The organism is Microbacterium meiriae, from assembly GCF_025143875.1.
GTDB lineage: Bacteria > Actinomycetota > Actinomycetes > Actinomycetales > Microbacteriaceae > Microbacterium > Microbacterium meiriae.
Window position 1 is genome coordinate 63,366 of sequence record NZ_JAMBDU010000004.1, and the last position, 19,962, is coordinate 83,327.

Below are 19,962 nucleotides of genomic sequence, written 5' to 3' on the forward strand. Positions count from 1 at the left end.
TTACCGAATGATCGGTCAGTAATCGCCGAGCGTAGCGTATCGGCGCTCCGCCCACGAGGGTTCGACGGCCGGATCGACCTCAGACCCTCCCGAAGGCGCGGAGCGGATGCTCGATGAGCTCCCCCACGCGGCGGAGGAATCCCGCCGCGTACCCGCCGTCGCAGACCCGGTGGTCGAACACGAGGGAGAGCTGGACGATGCGACGCGGCACGATCGCCCCGTCCACGACCCAGGGGCGCTCGATGATCCGGCCGATGCCGAGGATCGCGACGTCGGGGTGGTTGATGATCGCCGCCGAGCCGTCGACCCCGAGCCCGCCGTAGTTGTTGAGGGTGAAGGTGGACCCGCGGAGCCGCTCGGGCGGCAGGGTGCCGGCGCGCGCGGTGGCCGCGAGCTCGCGCAGGGCGGCGTCGAGGTCGGTGACAGTGAGCCGGTGCGCGTGCGGGACGACCGGGACGAGGAGGCCGCGTTCGGTGTCGGCGGCGACGCCGAGGTTCACGCCCTCGAACGAGATCAGCTCGGAGCCGTCGTCGCTGAGCCGCGAGGCGAGCACGGGGTAGTCCTCGAGCGCGAGGAGCACGAACCGCGCGAGCAGCGCCGTGATCGACGGGGCCTTCCCGCCGTCGGGAGCCATCTGAGCGCGGAGATTCCAGAGGTCGGTGGCGTCGACGTCGACCCATACGGTGGCCTCGGGGATCTCCGAGCGGCTGCGGGCGAGCCGGGCGCTCACGGTGCGACGCAGCGGGGAGAGGCGCTCCCTGCTGCGGACCGGGAGGCCGTCGATCTCGCCGGTGGGAGTGGTCGCGGAGGTCGGCGTCGGGGCCGCGGCGACGCCGTCCACGGCGTGGTCCACGGCGGCGCGCAGCACGTCGGCGCGGGTGATCGCCCCGTCCGCTCCGGTGGGGGAGATCGCGTGCACGTCGAGGCCCAGATCGCGGGCGAGGCGCCGCACGAGCGGCGATCGCACGGCGACCGGAGCGGGTCGTGCGGCGTCGCGGGCGACCGGTGCGGCTGACTCCGGAGCGGTCGAGGCGGGTGCTGCGGGTGCGGGCGCTGTCGAGGCCGGCGCCGGCGTGGGGCGTGGCGGCGCGGGGCGCCGTCGCCGACCCGTCGAGGCGGACGCGGAGGTGCCGTACCCGATGAGGACGTTGCCCGACCCCGCACGCTCCTCCTGCCGGTACGCCTCGTGCTCGGGCTGCGTGGCGGGGGGCTGCGGCGCGGACGCGGTCTCCTCGCTGCCGGGGTCGGCGACTTCCAGCACCGGGGCCCCGACGTCGATGGTGTCGCCGGGGGTGCCGTGCAGGGCGGTCACGACTCCGGCGAACGGCGAGGGCAGTTCGACGACGCTCTTCGCGGTCTCGACCTCGGCGATCGCCTGGTCGGTCGTGATCGTGTCGCCGACGGCCACCAGCCACTGCACGAGGCCGGCCTCGGTCAGTCCCTCGCCGAGGTCGGGCAGGCGGAACACGCGGGCGGCGGTCTTCACAGGCGTGCTCATGCGTCGTCCTCCCAGTGCAACGAGTCGATCGCGTCGAGCACGCGGTCGACGTCGGGCAGGTACCAGTGCTCGAACTTGGGGGGCGCGTAGGGGGTGTCGAACCCGGTCACCCGCCGCACGGGGGCCTCCAGGTACTCGAAGCAGCGCTCGAACACCCGGGCCTGGATCTCGGAGGCGACGCTGACGAAGCCCGGGGCCTCGGCGATCACGACCGCGCGTCCCGTGGACCGTACCGCCGCGGTGACCGTCTCGTCGTCGAAGGGGGAGAGGGAGCGCACGTCGACCACCTGCACGCTGCGTCCTTCGCCCGCGGCGACCTCCGCCGCCTCCAGCGCGAGCGGCACGGAGGCCCCGTACGCGAGGAGGGTCACGTCGGTGCCGTCCCTGGCGATGCGCGCCGAGCCGATCTCCGCGGTCACCGCGGTGTCGACCTCGCCCTTCGACCAGTAGAGCTTCTTCGGTTCCAGGAAGACCACGGGGTCCGGCGAGGCGATGGCCGCGCGGAGCAGCGAGTAGGCGTCCTGCGGGGTGGACGGGCTCACGACCGTGAGGCCGGGCGTGTGCGCGTAGTACGCCTCGGACGAGTCGCAGTGGTGCTCGACGCCCCCGATGCCGCCGCCGAAGGGGATGCGGATCACGAGCGGCATGCGCATCCCGCCGCGGGTGCGGTTGCCGAGCTTCGCGACGTGGCTGACGATCTGCTCGAACGCGGGGAGGGCGAAGGCGTCGAACTGCATCTCGACCACAGGGCGCATCCCGTTCATCGCCATGCCGACGGCGGTGCCGATGATGCCGGACTCCGCGAGCGGGGTGTCGAAGCAGCGGTCCTCACCGAAGCGGGCGGTGAGCCCGTCGGTGATGCGGAACACGCCGCCCAGGGCTCCCACGTCCTCTCCGAACACGACCACGTCGGGGTCGGCGGCGAGGGCGTCCGCGAGGGCGCGGTTGAGGGCGGCGGCCATGGTCATGGTCGTGGTGGTGCCGACGGTCGTCGCGACCGGCGTCTCGTGCTCGGCGATGGTCATCGGGCGCCTCCGGTCGTCATCGTCTCGGCGGGGTGGGAGCGGGCGATCTCGTCGCGGAGGAGCTGCCACTGCTCCTCCCGCTGGGGCGAGCGGGTCGCTGTCACGAAGCGGAAGAGGTCTTCCGGGTCGAGCTCCGCATCGGTGTTCAGGGCGGTGCGCATGGCGGCGGCGATCTCCTCCGCGCCCGCGGCGAAGCGCGTCTCGGCCTCGTCGTCCAGCGTCCCCGTCGCGGTGAGGTGCGCGCGCAGGCGGACCAGCGGATCGCGGGCGAGCCAGGCCTGCACCTCCTCGCGTTCGCGGTAGCGGGTGTCGTCGTCGGCGTTGGTGTGCGCCTGCATGCGGTACGTGTGGGCCTCGATGAGGGAGGGGCCGCCGCCGGCGCGGGCGCGGTCGACGGCCTCCGTGAGCACCGCGAGGACCGCGGCCACGTCGTTGCCGTCGACGCGCTGCCCCGGCATGCCGTAGCCGACCGCCTTGTGGGCGAGGGAGGGGGCGGCGGTCTGCCGGGAGAGAGGGACCGAGATCGCGAACTCGTTGTTCTGCACGAAGAACACGACCGGGACGTGGAAGACGGCGGCGAAGTTCATCGCCTCGTGGAAGTCGCCCTCGCTCGTCGCGCCGTCGCCGCAGAGCGCGAGCACCACGGTGTCCTCGCCGCGGTGCTTCGCCGCCTGCGCGAAGCCGACCGCGTGCAGGAGCTGGGTCGCGAGCGGGGTCGCCTGCGGGGCGACGCGGTGCGCGCGGACGTCGTAGCCCGAGTGCCAGTCGCCCTTGAGGAGCACCATCGCCTCCGCAGGCGCGACGCCGCGGGCGATCACGGCGACCGAGTCGCGGTAGGTGGGGAAGAGCCAGTCGGTGTCGCCGAGCACCATCGCCGCCGCCACCTGGCAGGCCTCCTGGCCGTGCGACGACGGGTAGACCGCGAGGCGGCCCTGGCGCACGAGCGCGCCGGCCTGATCGTTGATACGACGGCCTTCGACGAGGCCGCGGTAGGCCGCCAGCAGGGCGTCGGCGGCGGGGAGCGCGTAGGTCTCGTCGGGGAGGGTGGTCCCGTCCTCGGCGATCAGTCGTACCGCGGTGTCGCGCGGGAGCATGTCGTGGGGGTGCATCCGTCCGCCTTCCTTGCCGAACTCGATGAGGACAGCATGCCGCGCATGCGACACTCATCCAAGATCCGTCGGGTGATCGTGGACGATTGCGCTCCACATGTCAGAATGGCGTCCGAAGTGTCAAGATTCCCGGACGGGAGAGGGGTGTCATGGCGGCGCTGGACGAGACGGATCGCGCGATCCTCGCGGAGCTGCGGCAGGATGCGCGGGCGTCCATGACCGCAATCGCCGAGGCGGTGCACATCTCGCGGGCGGGGGCGCATGCGCGGATCAAGCGCCTCACCGACGCCGGGGTGATCACCGGGTACACGGTGCGCACCGACCCCGTGCTGCTGGGGCATCACGCGAGTGCCTATGTCACGCTCGCGATCGAGCAGGCCACCTGGCAGGAGGTGAGCGCGCGGCTCCGGGCGATCCCGGAGATCGAGCACATGGCGCTCGTCGGCGGCGACTTCGACGTGCTGCTGCTCGTGCGCGCGAACGACGCCCGCGACCTGCGCCGCATCGTGCTGGAGGACATCCAGGCGATCCCGTCGATCCGCTCGACGCGGACGATCCTGATCTTCGAGGACTCCGACCGGGCGTGACGTTCTCTCCCGCGGCCGAGGGTACGGGCTTCTCGCTGGGGTGCGGCGGGCGCCGGTGAGGTGCGGGGGTTTCGGCGGCGGCGGGCGGTGTGGATGCTGCGGTGCTGGGGAATGTCGATCGCGGGTCTCTGTGGATGCAGGAAGAGTCCCTCGCGCGTATCGGAATATTGCGCTGAACGGGGATTATCGGGCCTCGCAATGTCGGTGGCCCTCTGTTGAATCGTCGTATGGAAAGCACCCCGGCAGCGATTCTCGACGACACGCTCGTCGCTCTCGACGCCGTGCTGCGATCCGGCACGGTGGGCGCTCTCGACGCGCGGGAGATGATGGACCTGTTGCGGGTCGCGGGCGAGATCCAGCGACGCGTGGAGGCTGTGATCGTGGACGCGGTGGCGAGCGCCGATCCGCGTCCGGCGGGGTCCGGGGAACCGGCGTTCTGCGGACGGTTCGGCTGCCGCTCGATGAACGAGCTGCTACAGCGTGTGCTCCGCACCGACGGCGCGTCCGCCGCGCGCCTCGTGAAGAGCGCGCGGTTGGTGCGGCGCGAGGTCGACCTCTCCTCCGGGGAGTGGCTGCCGGCGCGGTGGCCGGCGCTGCGCGAGGCCCTCCTCGACGGGGCGATCGGGGTGACCGGGTTGCTGGCCGCGACCGGGCCGATCGAGCAGGCCGGCCCTCGCGTGCGCCTCGCCGACCGCTGGGAGGCCGACGCGTATCTGGCGGAGGTCGCGCGGGGCGAGGAGAGTTGCGAGGGCGCCGAGAACAGTGATGATGACGAGAACGAGACCGGGCCGGCACCGACGCCCGAGGACCTGAGGGTGCGGGCGCAGATGATCGTGCAGTACCTCGATCCGGACGGCGCGGAGCCTGCGGAAGACATCGCGCTGCGGGCCCGGGGCGTCGTGCTGGGCCGCGCCAAGGACGGCGTGATCCCGGTCAGGGGCGCGCTGCTGCCCGAGGTCGCGGGGCAGCTGCAACGGATCTGGGACGCGTATCTGAACCCGAAGGTCGACGGTCCGCCGCTTCCCGGCGTCCACTTCGTGCCGTCGGAAGTGCGTGACGACGCTGCTGGGGAGCAACAGGCACCGGTCTCCCCGGATGACGATGTGCTCCCGGCCGGCGATCCCGGCGGGATGGTCGACGGGCGCACGCGGGCACAGAAGCAGCACGACGCGCTCGCGGCGGCCCTGGGGATCGCGGCCCGGCACGACGACATGCCGCGGCTGGGCGGTGCCGCCCCGACACTCGTGGTCACGGTCGCCGCCGAGGACTATGCCACGGGGCACGGCTGGGCGCGGGTCGAGGGCGTCGAGACGCCGGTGTCGACGCGGGTGGCCGCGCACACGGCGTGCGGAGGGACAGTCCAGCGCGTGGTGCTCGGTGCCGGAGGAAGGATCGTCGGGCTCGGGTCGAGCGACCGGATCTTCACCCCCGCGCAGCGCCGGGCGATCGGCGTGCGGGACGGCGAGTGTCTGATCCCCGGCTGTCACGTCCCGGCCGCCTGGTGCGAGATCCACCACGTCACGGAGCACGCTCGCGGGGGTCCGACTCACACCGACAACGGCGTCGCGCTGTGCTGGCACCATCACCGCACGTTGGACACCTCGGGCTGGCAGATCCGCATGCGAGGGGGAGTGCCGCAGGTGCGAGGGCCGGCCTGGTGGGATCCGAGACGACGATGGCGCACGCCGCGCCCGGCTCTTCCCGGCTCCCCGGACCGGACGGGGGCCCGATTCGCTCACGCGGGACCGGTCCGCGGACGCATCCTTCGCGCGGGGACATCTCCGGCGCGCTCCGCGACAAGTGCGGCGGGAAGGGCCGACCGAGAATGAGAAGAAGACCGGCGTCCGCGCCGTGACCCGCTCGAAGGAGAGACACCGATGTCCGATTCCGCCGTTCCCGTAGCCGTCGACTCCGGATCCACCGATGCTGCGGCGTCCGCCGCCGCGGCGCTGCTCGACCGTATCCAGCCCCCGCGCGGCGAGGGTCGCGAGATCCCCGATGCCGCGACGCGGGAGGTCATCGGACGCGCGCCCGTGGCCACGGTCGCGGACCTCGACGATGCCATCGCCCGCGCGAAGGCCGCGCAGCCCGCGTGGGAGGCGCTGGGACACGAGAGGCGGAGCGCACTCCTCCTGGCCGCGGCCGACGCCATCGACGCGAACGCCGAAGGGCTCGCCTACCTTCTGTCGCGGGAGCAGGGGAAGCCGCTGAACGGCCCCAACGCGCGGTTCGAGCTCGGCGCCTGCTCGGCCTGGCTGCGCACCAACGCCACCACCGTCCTCGAGCCGCAGGTGCTCGTCGACGACGAGACGCTGCACGCCGAGCTCGTCTACAAGGCCGCCGGCGTGGTCGGGGCCATCGGGCCGTGGAACTGGCCGCTTATGATCACGATCTGGCAGATCGGCCCGTCGCTGCGCATGGGCAACACGGTCGTCGCGAAGCCCAGCGAGTACACGCCGCTGAGCGTCCTGGCGATGCTCGCCGTCATGAACGACGTGCTGCCCGCCGACGTCCTCATCGGGGTCTCCGGAGACCGTGAGGTGGGTGCCCGCCTCGCCTCGCACCCCGACATCGCCAAGATCATGTTCACCGGCTCCACCGCGACCGGGCGCCGCATCATCGAGAGCTCCGCGGGCAACCTCGCCCGCCTCACGCTGGAGCTGGGCGGCAACGACGCGGGCATCGTGCTCCCCGGCACGGATCCGTCGGCCATCGCGGAAGACCTCTTCTGGGGTGCGTTCATCAACACCGGACAGACCTGCGCCGCCATGAAGCGCCTCTACGTGCACGACTCCGTGTACGACGAGGTCGTGGACGCTCTCGCCGCGATTGCCGAGCAGGTGCCGATGGGCAACGGCCTCGACGAGGGCAACGTGCTCGGACCGCTGCAGAACCGCCCGCAGTTCGACATCGTCAGCCGCCTCGTCGACGACGCGAAGAGCCGCGGCGCCCGGATCGTCGCGGGCGGCGAGCCGGCATCCGACCTCGGCGAGCTGTTCTACCGGCCGACCATCGTCGCCGACATCGACAACGATGCGGCGCTCGTCCAGGAGGAGCAGTTCGGCCCCGCCCTCCCCGTCATCCGGTACAGCGACGTCGACGAGGCCTTCGCGCTGGCGAACGCCCTCGATGTGGGCCTCGGAGCCTCGGTGTGGGCGAGCGACCCGGAGGAGGCCCGCGCCGTCGCCGCGCGTATGCAGTCCGGCACGGTGTGGATCAACTCGCACGGCGGGCTGCACCCGATGGTGCCTTTCGGCGGCGTGAAGAGCTCGGGTTACGGGCTCGAGTTCGGCGTCGAGGGGCTCAAGTCCGTCGCGGTCACCCAGGTCGTCTCCGGACCCGGCCGGAAGGCCTGAGCGTGGCCGCGACGAACAGCGGCGCGGTGCGCTCCGCGATCGTCGTCGGAGCCGGTACGTCGGGCGCCATCGTCGCGCGGCGTCTCACCGACGCCGGTGTCGCGGTGACGCTCGTCGAGGCGGGTGGTTACGACACGAACCCGGCCATCCACGACCCCTCGCGGGCGGGCGAGCTCTGGCACTCCGCTGAGGACTGGGACTTCTTCACCGTGCCGCAGCCGCACGCGGCCGGTCGTCGTCTGCATCTGCCTCGCGGGAAGGTCACCGGCGGTTCGCACGCGCTGAACGCCATGATCTGGGTGCGCGGCGCGGCCTCCGACTACGACGCGTGGGAGGCGGCAGGGGCGACCGGATGGGGGTGGGCCGAGGTCGAGCCGATCTACGACGCGATCGAGAACGACCTGCTGCCCGTGACCGACGACTACGCGCTCTCGCCCATCCAGGCCTCGATCATCGATGCCGCGGTGGAGGAGGGGCTGCCGCGCAACCGGAACTACAACGGCGGCACGCTCGACGGGGTGTCGCAGGAGCAGGTCACGATCAGGGACGGCCGCCGCGTCAACACGTGGACCGCTTACGCGCAGCCCGCCGCCGACCGGATGACGATCCTCACCGGTCGCGCCGTCCATTCCGTGATCGTGCGCGACGGGCGCGCGGTCGGCATCCGGCTCGGGGAGGGCGATGACACCGAGGAGGTGTTCGCGGACGAGGTCATCCTCTCCGCGGGAGCACTCGGCACGCCCGTCATCCTGCTCCGCTCGGGCATCGGTCCCGCTGCCGAGCTGAGTGCCCTCGGCATCCCCGTCGTGCTCGATGCCCCCGCCGTCGGCAAGAATCTGCACGACCACCTCCTGTCACCCGTGATCTTCGCGACCGAGAAGAAGCCCGTCGGCCCGCCGCAGCCGGGAGTGTCCGTCACGCAGAGCCACCTGTTCTGGCGGAGCCGGGACGGCCTCGCACAGCCGGACACGCAGCCCATCCACTTCTCCGTGCCCATGTGGGGCGAGCTGGAGCCGCGCGGCACCGACGGGTTCACGCTCATGGCGGGCCTGGTGACGCCGTACAGCCGTGGCGAGCTGCGCCTCACCGGCCCCGGCGTCGACGACCTGCCGCACATCGACCTGGCGGCGCTGGAGGATCAGCGCGACGCCGACGCCCTCGCGGCCTCCGTGCGCCAGTGCCGCCGCATCGGCACGCAGCCTGCGCTCGCCGAGGAGTGGGGAGCGGTCGAGGTCTACCCCGGCCTGGACGTAGCGGACGACGACGTGGAGGAGTGGGTGCGCCGCACGGCCATCACCTATCACCACCAGGTCGGCACCTGCCGCATGGGCTCCGACCCGGAGTCCGTGGTCGACCCGCAGCTCCGGGTGCGCGGGATCGAGGGGCTCCGGGTGATCGACGCCTCGGTCATGCCGACCGTGCCCACCGGCAACACCAACGCGCCCGCGGCCATGATCGGCGAACGCGGCGCGCGATTCATCCTCGCGGACTGAGGGAGGGCGGCGAGGGGACGCGGGGCGATCACGGCATCTGTCGCGATCGCCTCGCGCTCCTGCGCGTCAGCGCGTGAGCAGCGTCACGGCCACGAGCGCGAGGGCGACGATCCCGAATCCGGTCGCGAACACCGTCAGCGCGAGCGGGAGACCGCCGCCCGGCAGCGGGCCGCGCGCCCGCGCGGTGAGCACCGCGGTCGTCCGACGCTGCCGACGGCGCGCGGCGATCCAGAGCAGTGCCGCCGTGCCCACGCCCAGCACGCCCGGCACGAGGCCCCACCCCTCGGCGCCGCTCGGCAGCACGAGAGGAAAGACCCGCAGCGACAGCAGCGAGCCGACCGCGATCGCGAGGGCCGTGCGCCGCCAGGCCAGCTCCGTCCGCTCCGGCTGCAACCCGGGGTCGTACAGATCGGGCGCCGGGGTGTCGGGCACCGGAGTATCGGGGGCGGTCATCGGCAGGCCTCGCTCAGCGCCACAGCACCCCGGCGAGGACGAGCAGCCCCGTCGTCACCACGACCACCGCGAGCACCACCGCCGACAGCGCGCCGGGCAGCGGTCGTCCCTGCCGGAGGGCGCGCTCCGCACGCATCCACTCGAACCACGCGAGCGGCGCCACGGCCGTGCCGGCGATCATCAGCAGCAGCGAGGCCGCCAGCCGGAACCCGGGGTGCAGGTCGAGGCCGAGGACCTCGAGCGCGACGCCGCCCGCGATCAGCGCCAGGCCGGTCCGGGTCCAGGCCAGGAACGTGCGTTCGTTGGCGAGGGAGAACCGGGGGTCGGGCTCGTCCCCGACCCGATAGACGGAGGCGGGGAAGCGGCGCATGCGCCCATCGTACGGCGCGGCGCGCTCAGCGCTCGTGCACCGGGCGCCCGGCGAACCACGTCGAGACGACCTCGGTGTGCACGATCTCCTCCGCCGGTCCGCCGATCGCATCCCGTTCCAGGATCACGAAGTCGGCCGACTTGCCGGGGGTCAGGGACCCGGTCTCGGCGCCGAGCCCCATCGCCGTCGCGGCGTTGATCGTGAAGACCTCCAGCGCCTCCTCGACCGAGATCGCCTGCTCCGGCCAGAGCGTGCCCGCGGCCCGACCGAGCGGATCGGCGCGTGTCACGAGCCCCTGCAGGCCCTCGAGCGTGTTCGGCGACTCGCTCACCGGCCAGTCCGAGCCGCCGGCCACGAGGGCCCCGGCGTCGAGGAGTGCGCGGTTGGGCTGCGAGTGCTCGGCACGCTCTCCCAGCACGTCCGCCAGCGCCTGGGGGATGACGCCCGGGTACCAGATGAACGGGGAGATGTCGGCGGAGACGTCCAGCGCCGCGAGTCGGGGGATGTCGCTCTCCGCGAGGAACTGCCCATGCGCGATCTGCACCGGCGTCGTGAATCCGTCCGCGCGCAGGCGCTCGGCGGCGTCCAGGACGAGGCGTGCCGACCCGTCGCCGGTGCAGTGCACCTTGGCCCCGAGACCGCGCGCCGCGACGGCCCGGAGCCAGTCGGTGAGCTCGTCGAGGGTCATGGTCGTCTCGCCGTGGAAGTGCGCCCCGTGCACCGGATCCGCCGGATACGGGTCGAGGAACGAGGCGGTGCGGGCGGGCGGGACGCCGTCGAGGAAGATCTTCACGAAGTCGGGACGGTGGTGCGGCGTGCGGAACTCCTCGCCGCGGTCGAGCAGGGGAGCGCCGATGGGGTCGAACCCGAAGATCTCGTCGTTGATGAGGAGCGAGGAGACCACCCAGGCGTGCAGCTCGTCGGCGCGGTCGAGTCCGGCGAGCGCGGCGAGGATGTCGACGGAGACCCCCGCGTCCTGGAACGCCGTGATCCCGAACGAGTTCAGCAGCTCGATCCCGCGACGGGAGGCGGCCGCGTGCTGCTCCGCGGTGAGTCCGCCGCTGCGGTCGTACGCCTCCTGCACCGGGATGCCGGCGGCTTCCAGGAGTACGCCGGTGGGGGTGCCGTCGTCGGGGTCGAGCAGCGTCACCCCGGAGGTCGGGATGCTGTCCGCCGTGATGCCGGCCAGCTCCAGCGCCCGGGTGCTGGCCCACCGGTTGTGGCGGGAGTCCTCCATGAGCGCCACCGGCCGTCCGCCCGCTGCCTCGTCGAGACGCAACCGCGTGGCGGTGTTGGCGAGGGTGGGAAGCAGGGTCGTGGCCACGGCGCCGCCGACGATCCAGGCGTCCTCGGGCAGGGTCTGCGCCTTCTCCCGCACCCGGTCCAGGATCTCGTCGAGCGTGAGGGAAGGGGCCAGCGACAGTTCGAAGAGCTCGGTCCGTCCGGCGAGGGCGTGGTGGTTGTGCACGTCGACGAACCCGGGATAGACGGCCGCGTCGCCGACCTCGACCACCTGCGTGCGGCGGCCCCGGAACGCCTCCACGTCGGCGCGGTCGCCGACGGCGAGGATCCGTCCGTCTCGTACGGCGAAGGCCTCGGCGCGCGGACGGGCGCGGTCCGACGTGCGGATCACGGAACCGGTGACGATGAGGTCGGCGACGTCGGTCATGTCAGGCGTCTCCGAAGGTCGCGGGCTCGAACGACGGGGAGTGGTGGGTGGTCGACAGCAGGCGGCCGTGTGCGCCGAACGTGAAGTGCGTCGGCACCTCACCGCTCTCGTCCAGTCCGAACAGCACGCCGTGGGAGCGGATCGCGTTCACGTCGCGGTGGTCGGCGATCGTCACCGAGGCGCACGGGATCACCTTCTCGCGCCACGCGAAGATGTAGATCCCGGGGCGGACCTCCCACACGCTGTTCTCGTCGGTGTCGGCGAGCCCGCGCTCCGGACCGGCCAGGCACTGCCACGAGTACCAGCGCGGGGAGAGGTAGACGTGCTCGTAGGCGTGCTCCTCGCTGTAGACCCACTCGACGCGGCGGCCGATGAGCGTGGTCGTGGGTGCGGCCTCGGCACCGGTGACCGCGGCGCCCTCGATGGTGCCGGGGGCGAAGTGGTGCTGCACCCGGGTGCGGCCCTGCTCGGGCGCGGGGAGGATCTCGGAGATCACCGCGAGGGAGCGTCCGTGCCGCAGATCGAGCACGAGCGAGACCGCCTCGTTCGGGAGGTAGCGGTGGTGGAACTGCACGAAGTAGAGCTCGTCGTCGACCTCGAACGCCTCGTAGTCGTCGGTGTCGGACGCGGCCTCCGTGGGGTCCTCGGCGCCGGGCTGGTACTCCCAGGCGACCGTCGAGTCGTCAAAGCGGTGGACGATGCGGGTGCCGCGGGCGTCGACGACAGCGATCTCGCGACCGCTGAGCGCGGTGCTGTGCGGGGCCTTGTTGGCGTCGAAACCGGGCGCGAGGCCTTCCAGTGGCAGCCAGGTGGAGGTGTCGGCGGGGTTGAGGGTCGTCATGGGGATTCCTTCCTTCGGGGAACGGGGTCGGCGCGGGCGTCAGCGGTCGCTGAACCGCTCCAGGTCGGTGGCGAGGCCGTCGTAGACGGCGGGCTTGGCGCGGCGGAGGTAGGCGGCGTAGACGATGCCGCCGATCAGCGCGAGCACGAGCAGGAGCGGCATCAGGCGGATCGCGAGCTCCTCGGAGCCGGCCACGATGTTGAAGTTCACGATCGCCAGGATCGAGATGGCCGCGATGCCGAGGAAGCCGATGCCCGGCGCGATGAACGTGCTCCACCACCGCGGGTCGTTCCGGCGCCGGAAGTACACGACGATCGAGATCGCCGCGAGCCCCTGCAGGATCAGCACGCTGAGGGTGCCGAAGCCGAGCATCGCGGGCACGAGCGTGACGATGGGGTCGGCGCCGGCGAGGGCGAACAGGATCGCCACGATCGCCGCGAAGCCGGCCTGCGCGATGCCCGCGAGCTGCGGGGCACCGTTCGGGCGGGTGCGGGCGAGGGCCTGGGGGAGGATCTTCGCGCGACCCAGCGAGTACAGGTAGCGGGTGGCCGAGTTGTGGAACGCGAGCATCGCCGCGAACAGGCTCACCAGGAGCAGCACCATCATCACGGTCGTGAGCGGACCGCCCAGGTACTGCTGCGAGAGCGAGAAGATGAGGTCGCCCGTGGGCAGGTGCTCCAGCGCCGTGGCCTGCGCCTGCGCGACGCCGGTCGCGCTCACCACGGCCCAGGTCGTGACGCCGAGGATCACGCCGATCGCGATGATCGAGGTGTAGGTCGCCCGCGGGATCGTGCGCAGCGGCTGCTTGGCCTCCTCGCTGAAGAGCGCAGTGGCCTCGAACCCGAGGAAGCCGGTCGCCGCCAGCAGCAGGCCGATGGGCAGCGAGCCGGAGAACACGGCCTCCGGGCTGAACGCGGCGACGTCGTACCCCGTCTGCACGAGGACGGAGACGTCGAACACGACGAGCATGAGCACCTCGAGCACGAGGCACACGCCGAGGATCTTCGAGCTGAAGTCGACGCCGATCCGGGCGAGGACGAAGCAGACGACGATCGACAGCAGGCCCCAGACGAGCCAGTGCACGTCGAGACCGGTGAGGTCGCGGATGATCGTCTGCATGAAGAAGCCGCTGGTGCCGATCGTGCCGACGACGAAGAAGTTGTAGCCGAGCGTCGCGATGAGGCCCGCGACGAGTCCGCCGGTGCGGCCGAGGCCCTTCACGACGAAGGCGTAGAAGCCTCCCGCGTTCACGAGCTGCTTCGACATCTGGGCGTAGCCGATCGCGAACAGCAGCAGGATCGCTGCGACGAGGAAGAACGACATCGGGGTGCCGCCGCCGTTGCCCAGGGCGATGGCGAGGGAGGCGACGACGACGATCCCGGTCAGCGGCGCGACGGCGGCCAGGACGAGGAAGACGATGCCGGCGACGCCGAGGGCGCCGGGGCGGAGGGAGGTGTGGTGCGGCGTCGTGGGTGCGGAGATCTGCTCTGCCACGTCGGCTCCTTTGCTCGGGTGACGGCCGTGCGGACACGGCATCGACGACGAGGGGAATCGTCGATAGAGCGAGTCTGCTCGCCGCCTCGATCCGGCGCTTGACCGTGAGCGAAGGACGATGGTGCCACCGCGCACACCCCGCCGGTGGGCGTGCGGCCCCTTCGCCCCGCGGAGCAGGATGACCGGGACGACACCGCTGTCTCGTCGGCGCCGCGCGGCGCCGGGCCGCGGTCGGAGGACGCGATGGACCTGCAGCTCGACGGCACGACGGCCCTCGTCACGGGGGCCGCCAGCGGCATCGGCCGTGCCGTCGCCCGGGCGCTCGCCGCCGAGGGGGTGCGGGTCGCGCTGCTCGATCGGGATGCGGCTGCGCTCCGGGACGCCGCCGAGGACGCCGGCGCCGATCCGGTGCTGCTCGCCGCCGACGTCACCGATGAGCAGCAGGTGGCCGCCGCGGTCGGCGCGGGTGTCCGAGCGCTGGGCGGTCTCGACGCCGTGGTCTGCTGCGCCGGGATCTCCGGCCCGGTGGGGACGCCGATCGAGGAGACCGCACTGGAGGAGTGGAACCGCGTCCTCGCCGTCAACGTCACCGGCGCGTTCCTCGTGCTCAAGCACGCGATCCCGGCGCTCCGGGAGTCCGCCCCGGGGTCCGTCGTGCTGCTCGCGAGCGACTCGGCCGTCGTGGCCTCGCCGGGCATGGCTCCCTACGCCGCATCGAAGGCGGCGCTCGTGCAGTTCGGGCGGGCGCTCTCGGTCGACCTCGCCGGCACCGGGGTGCGGGTGAACGCGGTGGCACCGTCCATCGTCGACACTCCGATGAGCCGCGGGGATCTCGGTTCGGAGGCCTTCGCCGACCCCGCCTTCCCCGTGCAGAGCGCCGACGAGGTCGCCGGGCACGTGGCGTACCTCCTCTCCCCGCGGAGCCGGACCGTGAACGGCACCACCCTCCTCAGCGACTTCGGGTACACCGCCCGGTCGGGATTCCCCGCCTGACGCGACCGCGTCCGGCCCCACAGCGCACGCGCGCAGAACACACAGGAGCACACATGGCAACCGTGGTCGGATCAAGCGTCTCCGGACGCGTCGTCGTCATCACCGGAGGCGGCACGGGCATCGGCGCAGCGGTCGCGGAGCGGTTCGCGGCCGAGGGGGCGCACGTCGTCGTGGTGGGCCGCAGGCCGGAGCCGCTGCACGAGGTCGAGCGCGCGGTCGGAGCCCTGCCCGTCGTCGCCGATGCGGCGGACACCGCGTCGGCGCAGGCCGCGATCGCCGAGATCCTCGCGCGGTTCGGCCGGATCGACGTCCTCGTCGCGAACGCCGGGGGACACGGGTTCTCGCCGGTCGCCGAGACCGACGACGCGAGCTGGGACGCGGCGATCCGCGCCAACCTCACCACCGCGTTCGTGATGGCACGCGAGGCGCTGCCGGCGCTGATCGAGGCCAAGGGGCAGGTGGTGATCGTCTCGTCGCTGGCCGGACTCTTCGCGGGGCCGTCGGTGGCCGGATACACGGTCGGCAAGCACGCGCTCATCGGCCTCACGCGGACGCTCGCGCGCGACTACGGGCGCCACGGCGTCCGCGTCAACGCGATCTGCCCCGGATGGGTGCAGACGCCGATGGCCGACGAGGAGATGGACGAGTTCGCCGCGCATGCCGGCCTCGGCTCCCGGGAGGAGGGGTACGCGACGGTCACCGCCGATGTGCCGCTGCGCCGCCCCGCGCGTCCCGCCGAGATCGCCTCGGTCGTCCGCTTCCTCGGGTCGGGGGAGTCGTCGTACATCACCGGCGCCGTGATCGTGGCGGACGGCGGTTCGCACGTGGTCGACGTGCCGACCATCGCCTTCGACCACGCCGGGATGTAGCGCGGGGTCAGGGTCGAGCGGCGGCTGTCGCGCCTCAGTCGATGCGGAGCTCGAAGCCGTCGTCGGTCCGGACCACGGCGACGTGCGTGAGGTCGTCGACGTGCGCGGTCGGGGCGTGGGCTGCGGCGTGCGGGCCGATGCCGATCACGCGCATGCCCGCAGCGTGGGCGGCCTGGATGCCCGCGCCGGAGTCCTCGAACACGACGCAGTCTGCGGGGTCGATGCCGAGCGTGCGGGCGGCGAGGAGGAAGCCCTCCGGATCGGGCTTCGAGGCGGAGACGTTCTCCGCCGTGACGGCGAGCTCGGGGACCGTGAGCCCGGCCTGACCCATCCGCGCGGTCATGAGGGCGACGTTGGCGGAGGTGACCACGGCGTGCGGGAACGGCTGCAGCGCGGCGAGCAGGTCCTCGGCACCCGGGATGCCGATCACACCGTCCACGTCGGAGGCCTCGGTGGCGAGCATGACCTCGTTCTCGCGGAGGTTGATCGCGTGGTCGCGCTCGGGGAGCAGGATCGCCATGCTCTGGTGCCCCTGGCGTCCGTGGACGGTGCGCAGCACGGTCTCCGGGTCGATCCCGTGCGGCTCCGCCCAGGCGAGCCAGAGGCGCTCCACGACGGCGGTCGAGTCGACGAGGGTCCCGTCCATGTCGAGGAGGGCGGCGCGGGCGTGGAGGATCTCGGTCACTCCCTCAGGCTAACCCCCACGCCGCCGACCCACCCCCTTTCGCGCGCCCCGGCCCCCTGCGCACGTACGCACGGGGCCGGGAGGAACGCCACGGGGTGGGTCGACGGGGAGTCAGCCCCCGAGGTAGGCGCGGTGGAGGAGGGCGGGGTCGTCTTGGAGGGCCTGCGGCGCGCCCTGGAACGACACGCGACCGCCGGCGACGACCACCGCCTCCTGCGCGAGACCGAGCGCGAGCTGCGTGAACTGCTCCACCAGCAGCACCGCCACCCCCGACTCCGCGATCGACGACACGATCGGCATCAGGCGCAAGAACACCACCGGCGCGAGGCCCAGGGACATCTCGTCGATGAGCAGCACCCGGGGTTTCGCCGCGAACGCCCGTGCCAGCACCACCATCTGCTGCTCCCCACCCGACAGCAGCGCCGTGGGGGAGTCGATGCGCTTCTCGAGCTCCGGGAACTGCGCCAGCACGGCCTCGATCTCGCCGGCGGTACGCGCCGTGAGGGAGAGGTTCTCGCGCACGGTCAGCGAGGGGAACACGGCGCGCCCCTGCTCGATGTGCACGATGCCGCGCCGGGCTCGCGCCACGCGGGAGAGCCGGTCGATCGGATCCCCGTCCAGCAGGATCGACCCGGCCGAGTGCGGTGTCACGCCGGACACCGCCTCGATCAGACTCGTCTTGCCGGCGCCGTTCGGGCCGACCAGCGCCAGGACCTCGCCGCCTGTCACCCGCAGCGAGACGTCCGAGATGACCGGCCCGGCGCCGCGGCTCACCGTCACGCCGTCGAGCACCAGTTCGCTCATTTCAGCAGCTCCGTCTCTCCCATGTACGCCTTGACGACGTCGGGGTTCGCGAGGACCTCGGCCTGCGGGCCGCTCGCCCGGACGCGGCCGAAGTCGAGGACCGTGAGCGTCGGGCACACCGAGCGGACGAGGTCCAGATCGTGCTCGATGATGATGAGGGCCACGCCGTAGCGCCCGGGGAGCTCGCGGAGGCGAGCCGCGAGCGCCAGATGCTCCTCGTGCGAGAGGCCGGCGGCGGGTTCGTCGAGGATGAGCAGGCGCGGGCGGGCGGCGACGTTCGCCGCGACCTCCACGAGCCGCCGGGTGCCGACGTCGACGCTCGAGAGGCGCGCCCGGGCCGGCGGGCACCCGAAGAACGCGAGGACCTCGTCGATGTCCGCCGCGGCGAGGCGCCGCCGGGCCACGAAGCGCACATAGCCGCCCACCGTGAGCGCCGGCGGGACGCGGTCCTGCTGGAAGGTCCGTCGCAGTCCGAGGCGGGCGCGCCGGGTGGGGGAGAGCCCGGCGAGGTCGCGGTCGCCGAGGAGCACGCGGCCCTCGTGCTGGGGGAGGAACCCGCTGATGGCGTCGACGAAGGTCGACTTCCCGGCGCCGTTCGGACCGATGAGCCCCATGATCGAGGCGGCGGGCACGGTGAACGAGACGTCGTCGAGGGCCTTGAGCGCCCCGAACTGCACGGTCAGCCCGTCGACCGTGAGCACCGGGGCGCCGTCGAGGGCGGCCTCGTCGACGGTGGCCGTCGTGGTCGTGGTGATCGCCGTCGCATCGGTTCCCGCGTCCGGCGGGAGCGCCGTGAGCTCCGCGGTGGCCGTGCGCCGGTCGGCCCGCCGGTACAGGAGGTTGCGGATGCCCTGGCCGAGGTTCGTGCCGCTCGTGAGGGCCTGGACGCCCAGCACGCCGAACACCACGAAGCCCCAGTCCTGCGGCACGCCCCAGCGCTTGAGCAGCTCCGGCACGAGCACCCAGAGCAGTCCGCCGAAGATGGCCATGTCGATGAGGTGCGCGCCGGACATGATCGCCAGCACGTACAGGGCGAGGGACTGCAGTGGTGTGAAGCTCGAGGCGAAGGGAAGCTGCACCTGTCCGGCGAGTAGCCCGCCGGAGATGCCGCCGAGGGCCGCCGACACCGCGAACGCCGTGAGCTTCGCGGTGCGCACGCTCTGCCCGGCCGCGGCCGTGCCCCGCTCGGAGAATGCGACGGCCTTCCAGCTGGCGCCCCAGCGTCCGCGCTGCAGGAAGAACACCGCCAGGCCGCAGACGGCGAGCACGACGATGGAGAGGAAGAAGAACTCCCGGTCACTGCCGAACAGCGCGGGCCGCTCGATCGCGATGCCGTCCGCGGAGCCGGGGAACTGGATCTGCACGAGCGTGACGTCCGCCGCGGCCGCGAATCCGAGCGTCACGACGGCGAGGTTCACGCCGCGCAGCCGCAGGGCGGGGAGGCCGACGAGGATGCCGACGAGACCGGCCGCGACACCGCCGAGCACGAGCCAGACGGGGAAGCCGCCGGGCGCCTGCATCACGTTCAGCAGGGAGACGATCCACGCCCCGACCGCGGCGAAGGTCAGCTGGCACAGGGCGATCATCCCGGCCGAGCCGGTGACGATGCCGAGGCCGAGGATCGCGATCGCGGCCGTGACGGCGCTGATCGCGAGGAAGACGAAGTAGCCGGGAAGGGCGGCGCTGAGGAGCGCGCCCACGCCGATGCCGACGACGGCGACGGCGAACGGCCAGGTGATCCGGAACCAGGGGCGGTCAGCGAGCGGCATCCCACACCTCCTTGCGTTGCGTCCAGAGCAGCAGGACGACGATGAACAGGAACGGCAGGAAGTTGCGCACGAGCGCCACTTCGTCGATCTGCGCGACGAGTCCGCCGAGGACGCCGAGGAGCAGCCCGCCGACGACGGCGAGGTCGAGCCGGCGGAAGCCACCGAGGAGGGCGGCTGCCGCAGCGGGGACGATGAGCATGGACAGGCTCGTGGCATCGTTCGACTGCGAGGGCGCGACGATGATGATCGCGATGGCGCTGATGATCCCGGTGACGAACCAGACGGCGATCGACAGCGGCCGGGAGCGGATGCCGAGCAGCTCCGCCGTGGTCGGCCGCTCCGACAGCGCGCGCAGCTGGGTGCCGACCCTGGTGCGGCGCAGCACGATGCGGACGGCGACGGCGGTGACGACGGCCATCGCCACCGTCGCGACGGTGACCTGGCTGATGACCACGCCGCCGAAGGAGAACGCGGGCCCGGCGATGATCGGGGTGAACGGCTGCGGCTTGTTGCCGAACAGGATGAACGACAGCGAGATGAGCAGCAGGAGCGGGCCGACCGTCATGGCGGAGCGGGTCGTCGTCGAGGCCTCCGACAGCCACGTCGCGGCGATGAAGCCGATGGCCGCGGCGAGCAGGCCCGCGACGAGGACGCCGAGGATCGAGCCGAGCCAGATGGGCAGTCCGATCTCGCGCACGAACCACACGGCGGTGAACGCGCCGAACATGCCGGTCGCGGCCTGGGCGAAGTTCACGACGCGCACGAGGCGTGACATGAGGGTGAGGCAGACGCCGAGGACGGCGTAGAGGCCGCCGGCGGCGAGTCCGGCGATGGCGCCTTGGAGCATCAGGCGTCCTTTCTGGTGAGGGCCCTTCGACAGGCTCAGGGACCCGGCGTGGGTCGCTGAGCCTGTCGAAGCGCGGGGACCCGGCGTGGGTCGCTGAGCC

The 19,962-nt window shown here is 72.5% G+C and carries 18 protein-coding genes; 6 read left to right on the forward strand and 12 right to left on the reverse strand.

Annotated features, from left to right (window positions below):
- Positions 1-79: 79 nt before the first annotated feature.
- From M4D53_RS03725 to M4D53_RS03735, 3 genes are read right to left on the reverse strand one after another with little or no spacing between them, the layout of a single operon-like run.
- Positions 80-1,498 (reverse strand): dihydrolipoamide acetyltransferase family protein, encoded by a 1,419-nt coding sequence (locus M4D53_RS03725; protein WP_259952035.1) that lies wholly within the window; start codon positions 1,496-1,498, stop codon positions 80-82.
- Positions 1,495-2,523, reverse strand: coding sequence for an alpha-ketoacid dehydrogenase subunit beta (locus M4D53_RS03730; RefSeq protein WP_259952038.1), 1,029 nt, complete (start codon positions 2,521-2,523; stop codon positions 1,495-1,497). The genes M4D53_RS03725 and M4D53_RS03730 overlap by 4 nt, the downstream gene beginning before the upstream one ends.
- Positions 2,520-3,632, reverse strand: a complete 1,113-nt coding sequence (locus tag M4D53_RS03735) for a thiamine pyrophosphate-dependent enzyme (RefSeq protein ID WP_259952040.1) — start codon at positions 3,630-3,632, stop codon at positions 2,520-2,522. Before M4D53_RS03735 ends, M4D53_RS03730 begins: the two co-directional genes overlap by 4 nt.
- A gap of 149 nt (positions 3,633-3,781) precedes the next feature.
- On the opposite strand from M4D53_RS03735, the gene M4D53_RS03740 reads away from it, so the two are divergent.
- From M4D53_RS03740 to M4D53_RS03755, 4 genes are all read left to right on the forward strand, one after another.
- On the forward strand, positions 3,782-4,219 hold the full coding sequence (locus M4D53_RS03740) for an Lrp/AsnC family transcriptional regulator (protein ID WP_259952041.1): 438 nt from the start codon (positions 3,782-3,784) through the stop codon (positions 4,217-4,219).
- A 227-nt stretch (positions 4,220-4,446) separates the two neighbouring features.
- Positions 4,447-6,048, forward strand: coding sequence for an HNH endonuclease signature motif containing protein (locus M4D53_RS03745; RefSeq protein ID WP_259952042.1), 1,602 nt, complete (start codon positions 4,447-4,449; stop codon positions 6,046-6,048).
- A gap of 48 nt (positions 6,049-6,096) precedes the next feature.
- Positions 6,097-7,575 (forward strand): aldehyde dehydrogenase family protein, encoded by a 1,479-nt coding sequence (locus tag M4D53_RS03750; RefSeq protein ID WP_259952043.1) that lies wholly within the window; start codon positions 6,097-6,099, stop codon positions 7,573-7,575.
- A gap of 26 nt (positions 7,576-7,601) precedes the next feature.
- Complete coding sequence (locus M4D53_RS03755; protein WP_522711861.1) at positions 7,602-9,068, forward strand: GMC family oxidoreductase; 1,467 nt, start codon at positions 7,602-7,604, stop codon at positions 9,066-9,068.
- A 66-nt stretch (positions 9,069-9,134) separates the two neighbouring features.
- On the opposite strand, the gene M4D53_RS03760 is transcribed toward M4D53_RS03755, so the two are convergent.
- The 5 genes from M4D53_RS03760 to M4D53_RS03780 are packed head-to-tail and all read right to left on the reverse strand — an operon-like array spanning position 9,135 to position 13,895.
- Complete coding sequence (locus M4D53_RS03760) at positions 9,135-9,521, reverse strand: DUF202 domain-containing protein (protein ID WP_259952045.1); 387 nt, start codon at positions 9,519-9,521, stop codon at positions 9,135-9,137.
- 13 nt (positions 9,522-9,534) lie between these two features.
- The gene (locus tag M4D53_RS03765; RefSeq protein ID WP_025103854.1) at positions 9,535-9,891 is read right to left on the reverse strand and encodes a YidH family protein; all 357 of its coding nucleotides are present in this window, start codon (positions 9,889-9,891) and stop codon (positions 9,535-9,537) included.
- Positions 9,892-9,916: 25 nt separating this feature from the next.
- Complete coding sequence (locus M4D53_RS03770; protein WP_259952046.1) at positions 9,917-11,560, reverse strand: amidohydrolase; 1,644 nt, start codon at positions 11,558-11,560, stop codon at positions 9,917-9,919.
- 1 nt (position 11,561) lies between these two features.
- On the reverse strand, positions 11,562-12,401 hold the full coding sequence (locus M4D53_RS03775) for a molybdenum cofactor biosynthesis F family protein (RefSeq protein ID WP_259952048.1): 840 nt from the start codon (positions 12,399-12,401) through the stop codon (positions 11,562-11,564).
- 39 nt (positions 12,402-12,440) lie between these two features.
- On the reverse strand, positions 12,441-13,895 hold the full coding sequence (locus tag M4D53_RS03780; protein WP_259952050.1) for an APC family permease: 1,455 nt from the start codon (positions 13,893-13,895) through the stop codon (positions 12,441-12,443).
- Between the two features lie 243 nt (positions 13,896-14,138).
- Here M4D53_RS03780 and M4D53_RS03785 point away from each other — a divergent pair, with 243 nt between their 5' ends.
- Both M4D53_RS03785 and M4D53_RS03790 read left to right on the forward strand, forming a co-directional pair.
- Positions 14,139-14,888 (forward strand): SDR family NAD(P)-dependent oxidoreductase, encoded by a 750-nt coding sequence (locus M4D53_RS03785; protein ID WP_259952051.1) that lies wholly within the window; start codon positions 14,139-14,141, stop codon positions 14,886-14,888.
- Between the two features lie 53 nt (positions 14,889-14,941).
- Positions 14,942-15,757, forward strand: a complete 816-nt coding sequence (locus M4D53_RS03790; RefSeq protein WP_259952053.1) for an SDR family NAD(P)-dependent oxidoreductase — start codon at positions 14,942-14,944, stop codon at positions 15,755-15,757.
- A gap of 34 nt (positions 15,758-15,791) precedes the next feature.
- On the opposite strand, the gene M4D53_RS03795 is transcribed toward M4D53_RS03790, so the two are convergent.
- The 4 genes from M4D53_RS03795 to M4D53_RS03810 all read right to left on the reverse strand — a co-directional run bounded on the left by M4D53_RS03795 (position 15,792) and on the right by M4D53_RS03810 (position 19,862).
- The gene (locus M4D53_RS03795; protein ID WP_259952055.1) at positions 15,792-16,442 is read right to left on the reverse strand and encodes an HAD-IA family hydrolase; all 651 of its coding nucleotides are present in this window, start codon (positions 16,440-16,442) and stop codon (positions 15,792-15,794) included.
- A 111-nt stretch (positions 16,443-16,553) separates the two neighbouring features.
- On the reverse strand, positions 16,554-17,246 hold the full coding sequence (locus tag M4D53_RS03800; protein ID WP_259952057.1) for an ABC transporter ATP-binding protein: 693 nt from the start codon (positions 17,244-17,246) through the stop codon (positions 16,554-16,556).
- Positions 17,243-19,015: a branched-chain amino acid ABC transporter ATP-binding protein/permease gene (locus M4D53_RS03805; protein ID WP_259952058.1), complete on the reverse strand. Its 1,773-nt coding sequence runs from the start codon at positions 19,013-19,015 to the stop codon at positions 17,243-17,245. The genes M4D53_RS03800 and M4D53_RS03805 overlap by 4 nt, the downstream gene beginning before the upstream one ends.
- Positions 19,002-19,862: an ABC transporter permease subunit gene (locus M4D53_RS03810; RefSeq protein WP_101846949.1), complete on the reverse strand. Its 861-nt coding sequence runs from the start codon at positions 19,860-19,862 to the stop codon at positions 19,002-19,004. The genes M4D53_RS03805 and M4D53_RS03810 overlap by 14 nt, the downstream gene beginning before the upstream one ends.
- Positions 19,863-19,962: the final 100 nt, after the last annotated feature.